This window comes from Streptomyces sp. NPDC001927, assembly GCF_053594455.1.
The window spans coordinates 473788-487687 of sequence record NZ_JBSFEN010000005.1; the positions used below are offsets into that span (position 1 = coordinate 473788).

General features: G+C 70.8%; 10 protein-coding genes. 8 read left to right on the forward strand and 2 right to left on the reverse strand.

Annotation, left to right across the window (positions count from 1 at the left end):
- The first annotated feature begins 193 nt into the window (after window positions 1-193).
- The 4 genes from ACWCO8_RS16105 to ACWCO8_RS16120 all read left to right on the forward strand — a co-directional run bounded on the left by ACWCO8_RS16105 (window position 194) and on the right by ACWCO8_RS16120 (window position 4829).
- Window positions 194-2482 (forward strand): hypothetical protein, encoded by a 2289-nt coding sequence (locus ACWCO8_RS16105; RefSeq protein ID WP_451032710.1) that lies wholly within the window; start codon window positions 194-196, stop codon window positions 2480-2482.
- 12 nt (window positions 2483-2494) lie between these two features.
- Window positions 2495-3109: a hypothetical protein gene (locus tag ACWCO8_RS16110; protein WP_451032711.1), complete on the forward strand. Its 615-nt coding sequence runs from the start codon at window positions 2495-2497 to the stop codon at window positions 3107-3109.
- A gap of 115 nt (window positions 3110-3224) precedes the next feature.
- Window positions 3225-4565 (forward strand): WhiB family transcriptional regulator, encoded by a 1341-nt coding sequence (locus ACWCO8_RS16115; RefSeq protein ID WP_451032712.1) that lies wholly within the window; start codon window positions 3225-3227, stop codon window positions 4563-4565.
- Window positions 4566-4589: 24 nt separating this feature from the next.
- Window positions 4590-4829, forward strand: a complete 240-nt coding sequence (locus ACWCO8_RS16120; RefSeq protein WP_315891379.1) for a hypothetical protein — start codon at window positions 4590-4592, stop codon at window positions 4827-4829.
- A 170-nt stretch (window positions 4830-4999) separates the two neighbouring features.
- On the opposite strand, the gene ACWCO8_RS16125 is transcribed toward ACWCO8_RS16120, so the two are convergent.
- On the reverse strand, window positions 5000-6121 hold the full coding sequence (locus ACWCO8_RS16125; protein ID WP_451032713.1) for a threonine synthase: 1122 nt from the start codon (window positions 6119-6121) through the stop codon (window positions 5000-5002).
- A 178-nt stretch (window positions 6122-6299) separates the two neighbouring features.
- Here ACWCO8_RS16125 and ACWCO8_RS16130 point away from each other — a divergent pair, with 178 nt between their 5' ends.
- Complete coding sequence (locus ACWCO8_RS16130) at window positions 6300-7871, forward strand: S8 family peptidase (protein ID WP_451032714.1); 1572 nt, start codon at window positions 6300-6302, stop codon at window positions 7869-7871.
- 87 nt (window positions 7872-7958) lie between these two features.
- Here the strand turns inward: ACWCO8_RS16130 and ACWCO8_RS16135 are convergent, their stop codons facing one another.
- The gene (locus tag ACWCO8_RS16135) at window positions 7959-9434 is read right to left on the reverse strand and encodes a translation initiation factor 2 (RefSeq protein WP_451032715.1); all 1476 of its coding nucleotides are present in this window, start codon (window positions 9432-9434) and stop codon (window positions 7959-7961) included.
- Window positions 9435-9524: 90 nt separating this feature from the next.
- Between ACWCO8_RS16135 and ACWCO8_RS16140 the strand changes: the two genes are divergently transcribed.
- The 3 genes from ACWCO8_RS16140 (at window position 9525) to ACWCO8_RS16150 (ending at window position 13898) form a co-directional block, all read left to right on the forward strand.
- Window positions 9525-10745 carry a DUF4190 domain-containing protein gene (locus ACWCO8_RS16140; RefSeq protein ID WP_451032716.1) on the forward strand — a complete coding sequence of 407 codons (1221 nt, stop codon included), beginning with the start codon at window positions 9525-9527 and terminating at the stop codon, window positions 10743-10745.
- 130 nt (window positions 10746-10875) lie between these two features.
- Window positions 10876-11847: a hypothetical protein gene (locus tag ACWCO8_RS16145; protein ID WP_451032717.1), complete on the forward strand. Its 972-nt coding sequence runs from the start codon at window positions 10876-10878 to the stop codon at window positions 11845-11847.
- Between the two features lie 170 nt (window positions 11848-12017).
- Entirely contained in the window at window positions 12018-13898 is a 1881-nt protein-coding gene (locus tag ACWCO8_RS16150) for an HSP90 family protein (protein WP_451032718.1), read from the forward strand.
- Window positions 13899-13900 lie beyond the last annotated feature (2 nt).

Consider the following 13900-nt stretch of genomic DNA (forward strand, 5'->3'; position numbering starts at 1 on the left):
CACTTCGGCCGCCGGCGACCCACTGGGGGTCTGCCCAAGGCGGAATCCATGGCCGGCGTAGAGGACCCTCACGGAGCGCGGGATCCGTGAGGGGCTGATCAAGACATGTCTCACGAGAACCACAACGCGTAGCCGCTCCCCGCCGCGGAACCCCGGACCTGGAAGGAAACCGATACCCGTGCGCCCTAGGGCCATGTCACGCGGAACCCGCACTGTTCTCCGCTCGCCGGGCAACCTGGTGCGCGGTGCCGGCCGGGTCGTCAGAGCCGGCCTGTTCCTGGTGCTCGCGCTGGTCGCGCTGACGCTTTCCGTCCCGAACACGGCACAAGCCATCGACCTCGACTTCTCCTGCAAGGTCACCGGGGACGACAGCTACAGCCGCGACAGCCCGGGTGCGAACGGCGAGTCCATCATGCCCGCGGTCAATCAGTGGGAGAACAAGGAGCAGCGCGCCAAGAACCTCAATGACACGACGGGCATGGTCACCGGCGCTGTCAGGATGCCCAACGGGCCCGATAGGTACACGTTCTACGAGATCAACGGCATGCGGGGCCTGAACTGGTCCATGGTTTTCATGAAGCAGGGAAATGCCTCTGACGTGGACCCGGGCGAGGATGCGGCCGACGGCGACTGTTCGGTCATGGACCTCGTCAACAACGGCGTGGCCAACATGGTCTTCAACGGCACGAAGATTCTCTCTCGCTCGGCCATCTCCATCAAGGAACTCGCTTCCAACCCGAGCCCTCTCAGCGGCCTGTACGAGGGGCGCAACAATGCCGTGACGGCGCTGCGGGACAACCTGTTCATCCCCGCCGTGGCCGTGATGATCATGCTGACGGGTCTGTGGGTGTTCACCAAGTGGCGTGCTCAGCAGATGCGAGAGGTCTGGTCCGGTGTCGGATGGGCCTGCCTGACGACCATTGCCGTCGTCACCCTTCTCGCGGGCAGCGGTCAGAACACCAACTATCACAAGCTCATCGACGGGGCCGACACCGGCATCGGAAACTTCAACTCCCTGCTGGCCGAGGCAGTTCTGTCGGGTATGCCCGGAGAAATGCAGCCGCCCTGCGACCTGCCGACAGATGACAACATCCCCAACCGGGGGCTTCGCGTCTCCAGTTGCGCCATGTACGACACCCTTGTCTTCAGGCCCTGGGCACTGGGCCAGTTCGGCGAGAGTGGCACCAACTGCATCTTCAAGCACGCCGGTAATGGCAGTGTCGACAAGGGCACGTGCAAGCCGGACAGCAACGGCACCAAGTGCGACTACGGCCGTGGCGCGCGCTGTGAGGACCTCCGGGTCGAACACGCCGTGTCGCAGTCCACGACCAATTTCGACAAGTACCCCCCGGACCGGGCCGCGAGCGAAGGACCGGCGCCTGATATCGACAAGAAGAAGGAGCAGTGGGCGCCCATCCGGGTGGCCATCGCGGGCGGTGAGGGGAAGGGATATCCGGACCAGGGCGACTATGCCGGGGACCAGGCCATCTACCCGGTTCCCTTCAACGACTGGACGGGACGCAACAGCGGGACCCGTGTCGGTCTCGCCTTCTATTCCCTGATCGCTGCCCTCATCGTCGGCATCATGGTCATCGTGCTCAGCGCCCTGACGCTGCTCTGGCACGCCGTGACGCTGATCCTCATCATCATGCTGCCGCTGGTCGCCACCCTCGGTATCCATCCGACCCAGCAGAAGCTCCTCAAGGGCTGGCTGCAGACCTTCATTCACAGCTTCGTGCTGCGAGCGGGCTTCGGGATCATCCTGACCGTGTTGTTGGTGCTGTATCAGATGATCCTGCCCTCCAGGATCTCTCTCGGTATGCAGCTCCTCATGCTCATCCTCGTCTCCGTCGCCGTCGTGATGATGCTCAAGAAGCTCATCTCCGGGGAATTCGGCCCGAAGATCGCCGGCGCCGCAGACCTGGGTGTCGGTGACATGCCGGGGGCCGTTGCCAGCAAGGCCGGTTCCCTCGTGGGGGCAGCCGGGCGGATGGGCGCCGGTGCGGCCAAGTCCACCGGTCGGGTCGCCGCCGGCGCCGCCACCAAGGGAGCCGGGTACGCGGCCCGCGGTGCGGACAAGAAGTGGAACGATGGTCGCCTTCAGAAGGGCGGCTGGATCGCGCAGAACAACTCCAAGCGTCAGCAGCGAAAGAGTGAGCACCAAGCCCGGGCCATTCAGGAGAATTCGTACGCGAACCTTTCGGACGAGAAGAAGGACTCAACGGCCACCGACGCGTCGGCCGCCGACACGGCCACTCGCCGTAGCGGTCGCGTCAGCCAGGGCAACACCACTCCGCCCCCGCCGGCCACGCCCACTCCGGCCCCCGTGCCGCAGCAGCAGCCGGCGCCTCAGGCTGCCCCGCCGAGGCCGCCGCGAACGCAGCCGATGCAGCAGCCCGTTGCGCCGCCGCCCGCGCAGCCACAGCCGCCCCAGCTGCCTCCGCAGCAACCGCCGCGCGACGACAACCGCATGCCGCGCTAGGAGATACGTTCCATGACACGAACCGACTCCGTCGTGGGCGCCCTGCGGCGGCTTGTGCGGCAGGAGAAGAGCGATGCCTGGGCAGTCAAGCTGCTGCCCAGGCTGGTCTTCGGGCTCGCGGCGGCGTACACACTCTTCATCCTCGCTTCCTCCAGCATGAGCTCGTTGATCACGGTCAGCGCGCTGATCGCGCTCGGCCTGCTGGTCTTCCTGCTCCGCCGCCGCGGTCAGTTGCTGCTGGCGCTCGCGTCGACGGTCCTGACCGCCGCGTTCGCCGGGTACCTGGCGGCCGTGGGGGACATCGCGCGGGGTGCTTCGTCCGGGTTGCTCAGTGGGCAGGCCGTGTTCGGGCACTGGGCGCTCGCCGGGATGGCGCTGCTCGGGGCCTGGATCGTCAAGGAGCACCCCGGGCGGCGCGGGCTCACCGTCGTGCTCGCCGATGTCGTGCTGCTCGTGGCCGCCGGGGTGGGCACGGTCGTGCCCGAGGTCGCCGTGCCGCTCGGGTTCGGCGGCATCGTCGGCGTGCTCATGTTCCGGGGTGGGGGAGGTGCCGCCATGGGGCGTCTCGTACGACGTGTCCTGCGGCGGACCGCGCCGGACACCGAGGCGAACAGCAAGCGGGTCTGATGTCGAGTCAAGAAGATGTGGAGCAACTCGGTTACGGTTTGGAACAGCTTTGCGGTCGCCATTTGCACTGCTCTAGAGTCCCCAGGTATCAAAAATTGCCACGGGGGGCACTTTCATGGTCACAACCGCTCGCAGGACCCTTCCCTCACCACCCATATCCACCGGGGCCGGCGCCGCATCCGCGTCCCTGCCCTGCCGGCGCCGACCGGACATTTTCCGCCATCCCCTTCTGGAGAACCCGCCCGTCGCCGCCGCCGAGCTGCCCCTGCAGGGCCGCCGTTCCCAGGCGCTCGCGCACGCGGCACGGCAGCTGTGCGCCTCCTGCCCGCTCCGCCAGGAGTGCCTGCGCGACGCCGTCCTTCGCCCGGATCCGGGCGGGTACCTCGCCGGGACCACCGAGCAGGACCGGCGGCTCATCCGCCGGCAGCTCGGCATCGGTACGCCTCAGGGTGACCTGACCGCGCCCGTCGACCTCCGGCACCGGGCCGCCGAACTCGCCGCCGTACTCGACGCCTTCGCGCCGCTCGGGCACCCGGCCCGGCCCGTGCGCCGGCCCGCCCGGTCAGGCTCCCGGTCCGTGATTCCACCCCAGAAGACCCACCACGTAGCAGAGGTATCCATGGCGGATCCGGCAGACGAACGGATCACCTTCGCACTCGACGATCCTGTTCTCGCCGTGCGCAAGGCCGTCCTCACACCCCTGCTGCACGCCGCGCTTCCCGCCGTCGAGGCCACCGAGCAGCTCGCCGGGATGCTGGCGCACGTGCCGTCCGCCGGACTCACGCCCGAGCTGGCGGAGGCCTGCCGCCGCGTGCGCCGCTGCCTGGAGGCCTGGCACGCCGAGTGCGGCGACGACGCGCCCCGCCGGCCGGCGGACACCGGGCTCGTCGGCTCGGTCAGCGTCGAACTGGCGACCAGCGACCCGATAGCCGCCCTGCGCCAGGACCTCTTCGAGCCCCTGCTGCGGCGGGTCTCGGAGTCGATCGTCCGCATCGAGGCGGTCATGTCGGTCCTCGACACCGGTCAGGGCGCGGCGGACGCCGTCGCTGGCACGAACACGAGGAGCATCGGCCTGACCGATCTCCGCGCCGCCCTGCGCGAACTCGCCGCGCGCATAGAGGCGTACGAAGGAGTGGCGACCGCCACCGCCACCGCTTCCGCCTCCGTCGCCGCCGCCCGTCCGCGCCTGCGCTCCGTGCACACCGGCGACGCGGTGGTACGTCCCTTCCCGGCCACCACGAGCCTGCGTCAGGCCGTCGACCGGGCCGTCGCGGCGTTCCCCGGTCCGTTCACGGCCCGCGACGTCCTGCTCGCGCTGCCCCCGGAGGTCTTCCAGGAGTCGGCGAAGTCGATCAGCAACGTCCTGTCCGCCATGGTCAAGTCCGGGCGGCTGCGGCGCGTGTCCCGGGGTACGTACACCATGGACCCCGAACACCCCCTCGCCGCGCACTCCTGAGCGCTCTCCTGAAAGGACCCTGTCGTGCAGCCCACGCCACCGGCGGCCGAAGTCCGCATCTTCTCTCCCAACGCGGGCCTGATCGACGGAGTTCCCGTCACCGCGCCGCCGTACGGCGACATCCAGGAGGTCGTCATCTCGATCCTCCAGCAGCGTGCCCAGCAGTTCGGCGCCCCGGCCCCGGCCTCCATCACGGACGACCGGTACGGCGGCGCGATCCGCCTGCTGATCCACCCGGACGGGACGACGGAGGCGCTGGACTGACGCGTCCCACGGGTGCGGCGGCAGGACGACCGACCGCACCCGTCGGCCTACGCGCGGGGGTGCCGGTCGAACGTCTGAACGTGGCGTACGTGACCGTACCTGTAGGGGCAGGTGGACCCCCGCACGGGGAAAGCACGAGGACAAGCGGGACAAGCACGTGAGACCCGCGCTCACCCCCGCCCCCCACCAAGCCCCGTCTTCGCCCCCGCCCCGCACAGCGGTACCACCGTCAGCCCCTCCCGCCGAGGGGACGCGCGGACCGCCGCCCAGCACGCCACGCCCGTCGACTCGACGAAGAGGCCTCGGCGGGCCAGGTCCAGTTGGGCGGTGTGGAGTTGGTCCTCCGTCACGGTCAGGAAGGTGCCGCCCGTCGCGCGGACCGCGCGCAGGATCTGGGCCGCTCGTGGGGGGTTCGGGATCGCGATGCCCTCCGCGAGGGTGGGGCGGGCGGGCTCCGGGTCCAGGAGGTCCTCCGCGCCCGCCTCGAAGGCGCGGGCCAGTGGGGCGACCGCGGCCGCCTGGACGGCGATCAGGGTGGGGCGGCGGTCGACGAGGCCGTGGCCGTACAGCTCCTCCACCGCCAGGGCCGCGCCCAGCAGGAGCGTGCCGTTGCCGACCGGGGCGACGAGGGTGTCCGGGAGACGGCCGCCGAGGTCCTCCCAGAGCTCGTACACGTACGTCTTCGTACCGTGCAGGAAGTGCGGGTTGTACACGTGCGAGGCGTAGAACGTGCCCGGTGCGTCGGCGGCCTCGCGGGCCGCCCGCGCCGTCGCCTCGCGGTCGCCCGGTACGAGGGTCAGCCGGGCGCCGTGTGCCCGGATCTGCTCCAGCTTCTTCGGCGACGTGGCCTGCGGTACGTACACCTCGCAGGCGAGGCCCGCCCGCGCGCAGTACGCGGCGATCGCCGTGCCCGCGTTGCCGCTGCTGTCCGCGAGGACGCGTTCCGGGGCGAGCCGGCGGGCCAGTTCGGCCAGCATGACCGCGCCCCGGTCCTTGAAGGACAACGTCGGCATGAGGAAGTCGAGTTTGGCCGAGACGTCTTCCGTCAGGGGGATGAGTGGAGTGCGGCCTTCCCCCAGTGACACGTGCGGCATTTCCGTCGCCAGCGGTAGTGCTTCTTCGTAACGCCACAGTGAATTCCCGCGTGACGCAAGGGACTCGAGTGAAACCGGGGCGCTCTTGAAATCAAGATCCCACGGGCCCTCACACTGCGGACAGCGCCAGGTGAGGGCGTCAGCGGGGGCGTGAATACGGCATCGGGGGCACACGTAGGCCGTCATGCGCGCCAGCATGGCAGCTGTGTGGCACACGTGTTACGGGGCGCTCGGGACTCTTGTGTGATTCCTATGGATCCGCCAATCTTTCGCTCGGCAGCCGGATGTGCGAAACGGCGTGGACATCTCATGTCGCTTTGTCATGCGCCTGCCATACCCCCACAGCAGCGCACCACCTATGAGGAGGATCCCTCACATGTCAGTGATGCGTGACTCGCGGCGCAGACTCGCCGCGGCCAGCGCCATAGCCGTCGCCGCCCTGGCCCTCGGCACCGCCGCCACCTTCCCGGCCACCGCGGCCGAGGCCGCTCCCGAAGGCGTGATCCAGAACGCCGGGGCCCCCGGGACGATCGCCGGCAGCTACATCGTCACCCTGAAGGACTCCGCCCCGGCGGAGACCTCGAAGGGCCGGGCGGTCGCGGCCAAGCACGGCGCGACGATCAAGAAGACCTACACCGCGGCGCTGAACGGCTACAACGTCGAGCTCTCCGAGGCGCAGGCGAAGAAGCTCGCCGGCGACCCGGCGGTCGCCTCCGTCGTGCAGAACCGTGTCTTCACGGTCGACGGTACGCAGCCCTCCCCGCCGTCCTGGGGCCTGGACCGGATCGACCAGCGGGCCCTCCCGCTGAACCAGAGCTACACCTACCCGGACACCGCGGGCCAGGGCGTGACGGCGTACATCATCGACACCGGTGTCCGCATCTCGCACAGCGACTTCGGCGGCCGGGCGTTCAACGGCTACGACGCCATCGACAACGACAACGTGGCCCAGGACGGCCACGGCCACGGCACGCACGTCGCCGGCACCGTCGCGGGATCCTCCTACGGTGTCGCCAAGAAGGCCAAGATCGTCGGCGTCCGCGTGCTCAACAACCAGGGCTCGGGTACGACCGCCCAGGTCGTCGCCGGCATCGACTGGGTCACGCAGAACGCCGTGAAGCCGGCCGTCGCCAACATGAGCCTCGGCGGCGGCGTCGACACCGCCCTCGACACGGCGGTCCGCAACTCGATCGCCTCCGGCGTCACGTACGCCGTCGCGGCGGGCAACGACAACTCCAACGCCTCCAACTACTCGCCGGCGCGGGTCTCCGAGGCCATCACGGTCGGCTCCACGACCAACACCGACGCCCGCTCCAGCTTCTCCAACTTCGGCACCGTGCTGGACATCTTCGCCCCGGGCTCCAGCATCACGTCGTCCTGGAACACGAACGACACCGCCACCAACACGATCTCCGGTACGTCGATGGCGACCCCGCACGTCGCGGGCGCCGCCGCCGTCTACCTCGCGGACAACCCGTCGGCCACGCCGGCCCAGGTGTCGACGGCCCTCACCAGCGCCGCCACCCCGAACGTGGTCGGCAACCCCGGCACCGGCTCGCCGAACCGGCTGCTCTTCGTCGGTGGCGGCACCACCCCGCCGCCCGGCAAGAAGTTCGAGAACACCGCGGACTTCGCCATCAACGACAACTCGACCGTCGAGTCCCCGGTCACCGTCACCGGCGTCACGGGCAACGCGCCCGCCGCGCTCCAGGTGCCTGTGAACATCGTTCACACGTACATCGGTGACCTTCAGGTCCAGCTGATCGCCCCCGACGGCACCGCGTACACGCTGAAGGCGTTCGGCACCGGCGGCAGCTCCGACAACATCAACACCACGTACACCGTCAACGCCTCCTCGGAGGTCGCGAACGGCACGTGGAAGCTGCGGGTCACGGACAACGCGAACATCGACACCGGGAAGATCGACTCCTGGGCGCTGCAGTTCTGAGCGACACGTACGCGTGTGACTGACTGACTGACTGGCTGAACGAGGGCGGTCGCCGATTTCGGCGGCCGCCCTCCGTCGTCCGTCGCGTCAGTGAGTGTCGAGCAGCCTGTCCATCGTCTCCCTGGGGAGTGCCGGGTTCGCCGCCGCCTGCTCCGACAACTCCTCGTCTTCAACGAGTTGAAGAAGCCGTTCGAGCGGAAGGGCGGGGTTCCGCGCCGCCCCCGCACGCACGCGTGCGTCCGGATCCCGGGTGAGCGCGTCGACGAGGGCCGGGTCCGCCGCCGGGTCCAGCGTGGCCAGCAGGCGTACGGCGGGGTCCTCGGCGGTCCCGAAGCGCGCGCCGAGCCCGGCGACCGGGAAGCGCGGGAGGCCGAGCAGCCGGTCGCGGTTCAGCCCCGTGTACTCCAGATAGCAGCGCAGGAGCAGCTCGGCGGGCGCCTCGGGGTGGTGCTGCGCGAGGATGATCCGTACACCCGGGTCCTCGTCGACGGCGAGGAGCGCGACGAGCTCGGCCGGCAGCTCCGGGTTGTACGCGACGCGGCGGCGCAGCAGGGGATGCGCCGAGCGGGCGAGCGCGAGCGGCGCCAGGTACGGATCCGGGCCCACCTGGACGACCTCGTGCGGCTCGACGACGTAGTCGATGGCGGCCCGTTCGGCCTCGGTCGGTTCGGGGCGTACGGAGACGGCGGTACGGACGCCGGGGTCCGGGTCGCGCGCGAGGAGGTCCATCAGGTCCCGCGGGAGGTCCTTCCGCCGGGCGACCGTCCGCCGGGCCTCGGGGTCGCCGACGCGGGCCACGTGCGCGACGACGTCCGGCGGGGTGCTGTAGTTGTGCGCCAGGCACCACAGGTCGTCGTCCTCGCGCTCCTTGAGCAGCTCGTCCACGACCGCCCGGGAGAGGCGGCAGTTGACGAGGATGTGGTTGCGGGCGTGCGAACGGTGCCCGGGCAGGGCGCGCAGTTGCCGCTCCATCTCCGCCGCGTCGTCCTCCTCCGCCCGCCGGGCCCGCGTCCACTCGGCGGCGGCCCGCACGTCGGGGTCGGGGTCGGCGAGCAGGGCCGCGCGGCGCTCCTCGGTCAAGGACGACCACATCCGGGCCCCGTACACGCGGATCTCGGCGACCGGGTGGGTGGCGCGCGCGAGTTGCGTGCGGTACGGCACCTGGCCGGAGGAGACGAGCTCCTGGAGTTCGTCCCCGGCGTACGTCGTGAGCATCCGGTCGGTCACGTGGTCCGGCAGGTACCGCGGCCAGACCTCGTATCCCGGCCCCGAGGCCAGGTGTCCGCGGACGAGCCAGTGCTCGTCGTCGACGAGCCGTCCGCGCACCTCCCCGGGGACGTGCGGATTGCGCGCGAGCGCTCCACGCGCGCGTGGAGCCGGGTGCGCGACGATCGCGTCCACGACCTCCGGGGGCAGGTCCCGGCGCCACCGGCAGAGGGCCGGCCAGGTCGCCTCGTAGGGCGGTTCCAGCAGCCGCAGGAGGAGGTCGACGGGGGTGGCCGGGTTGAGGGCGAGGCCCCTCAGGGCCGCACTCCCCGGTCCCTCGGTCGTCGTCGTTGTCATGCGTGTACCGCCTCCGCCCCCGCACCACGTACGATGCGCGCGCCCGCCCGATCGCACGTTCGCACCGCCCGCTACAGGAGCACCGTACTCGTGGAGCCCTCCCAGCCTCCCCAGGATTCCCCGCCGCCCCAGCCGCCCCAGGAATCCCAGCCGCCGCGCCAGAGCTGGCCCGCCCCCGCGGCTCCCGGTCCGTACACCCCCGGCCCCTACGGCCCGTACGGGCCCTACGGCCCCGGTGCCGCCGGGCCCACCGCCCCCGGCCCCTACGGGATACCGCCGCAACGCACCACCAACGGCCTTGCCATCGCGTCCCTCGTCTCCGGCATCGTCTGCTGCCTCCCGCCCCTCGGCCTGATCTTCGGCCTGATCGCCCTCCCGCAGATCAAGAAGAGGAACCAGACGGGCAAGGGCCTCGCCGTCGCCGGCATCGTCCTGTCCTCCCTCAGCTGCCTCCTCATAGCCGTCGGCCTCGTCTCCGGGGCCCTCGGCGACGGGTGGCGCGACTTCAAGAAGGGCATGGACGAGGCGGCACGGGCGGATTCCACGTTCTCGCTGCGGACGGGCGAGTGCTACAACGTCGCCGGCAAGCTGGAGGCGGAGACCTCCGAGGTCGACGTGGTCGACTGCGCGAAGCCGCACGAGGGCGAGGTCACCGGCGCCTTCAAGCTCACCGGCTACACCAAGTGGCCGGGCGAGAGCACCGTCGACGACGTCGCGACGAAGCGGTGCGGCGACATCGGCAACGCTTACGCGCTCGACAGCTGGGCCTTCCCCGAGGAGGTCTACGACTTCTACTACATGCCGAGCCGCGACAGCTGGAAGTTCGGCGACCGCACCGTGACCTGCGCCTTCGTCGTCGACGGCGGCGAGCCGATGAAGGGGTCGCTGCGCGCCGACAAGACCACCCTCGACGCCGACCAGCTCCACTTCCTCACCACGATGAACCGGATCGACGACATCCTGAGCAAGGAGCCGGAGGCCGACGCGGACGAGGACCTGGCCGCCAACAAGGCCTGGGCGGGCAAGGTCCACGGCGCCATCACCACGGCGAGCCGGGGGCTGAAGAACCACTCCTGGCCGGCGGCCGCCACGACCGACGTCGACAAGCTCGTCAAGGAGCTGGAGACGTCCGCGAAGCAGTGGGACAAGCTGGCGAAGTCGGCCGACGAGGACGCCTTCTGGGAGCACTACGACCGGGCGTACGACGGCACCTTCTGGGACGCGGAGGCCCAGGCCCGCGCGACCCTGAAACTGGCGTCGACACCTTCCCCGTCGTCCACCCCGGGGGCCGAGGGCGACTCCTCGGCCTGAGGGCCGCACCGGCTGCCACCCGGCCGCCACTGATACTGCTGTGCGATTGTCGGTCCCGCGTGATAGTCACTACCCCACCGGGTGGGCTGTTCGATGGCCTCCCCGTTCGAACAGCGCAAGGGGTGGGGACATGGCGTTGCTCCGGGATCTGGGGCTCACGCTGGGCAGATGGGCCGGTCGGCCCGCCGCGACCGTGCAGCCGGACTCGGGGGATCCCGAGGTGCGGCGCGTGCGTGAGGCCGCCGCGACGGCGGACTGGCGGACGGTGCGGGCGGTGCTCGAGGCGAGGCCCGAGAGCGAGGACCGCACGGAGCTGCTCTGGGCCGTCGGCGACACCGACGGGGTCGAGCGGTGGATCGAGCCGGTCATGGAGAAGGAATCCGACGCGCTGCCGCGGCTCGTCGCGGGGATCCGGCACATCAGCTGGGGGTGGGAGGCCCGGACCGGCGCGCGGGCGAAGGACGTCTCGCGTGAGCAGTTCGAGGTGTTCCACACGCGGCTGCGGACCGCCGAGCGACTGCTGTACGAGGTCGCCGAGCGCGAGCCCGGGTGGACGTCGCCGTGGTACGGCCTCCAGATCACCGGCCGCGGCCTGCAGGTCGGCCAGACCACCGCACGACGCCGGTTCGAGGCGACCGTGCGGCGCGACCCGTACCACCAGGGTGCGCACCAGCAGCAGTTGCAGCAGGTCTGCGAGAAGTGGAGTGGATCGCACGAGGAGATGCACGCCTTCGCGCGGGCCGCGGCCTTCGGCGCGCCGGCCGGCACGCCGCTCGGCCAGCTCGTCGCGATCGCGCACATCGAGCAGTGGCTCTCCCTCGACGCGGGGTCGGACGCCGCGTACATGCGACGGCCCGAGGTGACGGATTCCCTGCGGCAGGCCGCCGACCACTCCTACCGGCATCCGGACTTCGTCCGCCGGGGCGGCTGGCTCCAGGTCCTCAACACCTTCGCCATGGCGTTCTCCCTGGCCGGCGACCGGGCCTCCGCCCGCGAGTGCTTCCTGGCCACCGAGGGCCGGGTCACCGAGTTCCCCTGGTACTACCTCGACTCCGACGCGGCCGCGGCGTACCGGAAGCAGCGTTCGTCGACCGGGCGCTGACACCGCGACCACGCACGCCCTCAGACAGCCACGCACGCCCTCTGAGAGCCACGCACGCCTTCCGGCCATGGACAGTGACCGAGCCCTGTCGATGGCCTCCCGTGCCCTACCGTCCGCAGGCCCGCCCGCCCCGCTCACCGCGTGGACGCGCCCAACGAAAGACTCGCCAGGTGTCCTCTTCCGAGACCGAGCCCCAGACCACCCACACCTTCCAGGTCGACCTGCGGGGTCTGGTCGACCTTCTCTCCCACCACCTCTACTCCAGCCCCCGCGTCTACCTCCGCGAGCTGCTGCAGAACGCCGTCGACGCCATCACGGCCCGCCAGGCCCTGACACCCGGCCTCCCCGGCACGATCACGGTGCGCACCGGTGACACCCTCACCGTCACGGACACCGGCATCGGGCTGACCGAGGCCGATGTCCACCGCTTCCTCGCCACCATCGGGCGCAGCTCCAAGCGGACGTCCGAAGGCGCCCTCGACGGGGCCGGGCTCGACGCCGCGCGCGGGGAGTTCATCGGCCAGTTCGGCATCGGCCTGCTGGCCTGCTTCGTCGTGGCCGACGAGATCACGGTCCTCAGCCGGTCCGCGGCCGATCCGTCGGCGCCCGCCGTCGAGTGGCGCGGGCACTCCGACGGGCGGTACACGATCCGTACCCTGCCCGCCTCGGCCGTGCCCGAGCCCGGCACCACGGTGCGGCTCGTCCCGCGGGCCGACACCGCCGAGTGGACGAGCCCGGACCAGGTCGTCGCCCTGGCCCGGAACTATGGCGGTCTGCTGCGGCACGAGGTCACCGTCGTCGGACCGCGCGGCGAGACCCATGTCGTCAACGAGACGCCGCCGTGGGAGCAGATCCACCGGTCCCCGCTGGCCCGCCGCGAGTCGCTGGCCGCCTACTGCCGCACGCTCTTCGACTTCACCCCGCTCGACACCATCGAGCTGGACCTGCCGGCGGCCGGTCTGCGGGGCGTCGCGTACGTCCTGCCGACGGCCATGAGCCCCGCGCAGCGCGCGGGCCACCGCGTGCACCTCAAGGGCATGCTGCTCACCGATCAGGCGCCGGAACTCCTGCCGGACTGGGCGTTCTTCGTCCGCTGTGTCGTCGACACCACGAGCCTGCGGCCCACCGCCTCCCGGGAGTCGCTGTACGAGGACGGCACCCTGTCCGCCGTACGGGACGCCCTCGGCGACCGGATCCGTGACTGGCTCACGGGTCTGGCCGCCAGCGACACGTCCCTGCTGCACCGCTTCATCGACACGCACCACCTCGCGGTCAAGGCGCTCGCCCGGTACGACGACGAGTTGCTGCGCATCGTGCTGCCGTGGCTGCCGTTCGAGACCACCGACGGCAACGTCACGCTGGAGGAGTTCGCCCGGACGCACCCGACGCTCCTCGTGACCAGGAGCGTCGAGGAGTTCCGGCAGGTCGCCCCGATCGCCTCGGCCGCCGGTCTCGGCGTCGTCAACGGCGGCTACACCTACGACCGCGACCTCGTGCACCGACTGCCCGAGATCCGCCCCGGTACGACTGTCACCGACCTGGACCCCGCCACCGTCACCGCCCACCTCGACGCCGTGGACCCGACCGCCGAACTGCGCGCCGCGGCCTTCCTCTCCGTCGCCCGCGAGACCATCGGCGTGCACGACTGCGACGTCGTCCTGCGCGACTTCCAGCCCGTGACCGCCCCCGCGCTGCTCCTCGACAACCGCGAGGCGCGCCACGAGCGGACCAGGTCGAGCCTCGCCGCCGACACCGACGGCGACGGACTGTGGGCCGACATCCTCGGCTCCCTGCGGCACGAGACCCCGCGCGCCCAGCTGGTCCTGAACCATCTCAACCCGCTGATCCGCCAGGCGATCACCATCGACGAGCGCGGCCTCGCCGTCACCACCGCCGAAGCCCTCTACGGACAGGCCCTGTTGCTCAGCCGCCGCCCGCTGAGGGCGAGCGAGAGCGCCCTGCTCAACCGGGCCTTCCTCGGCCTGCTCACCCACGCCATGCACCACCCCGGCACGGACGCCCCCGGCACCGAGCCCCGGAAGGAACTGTAGAG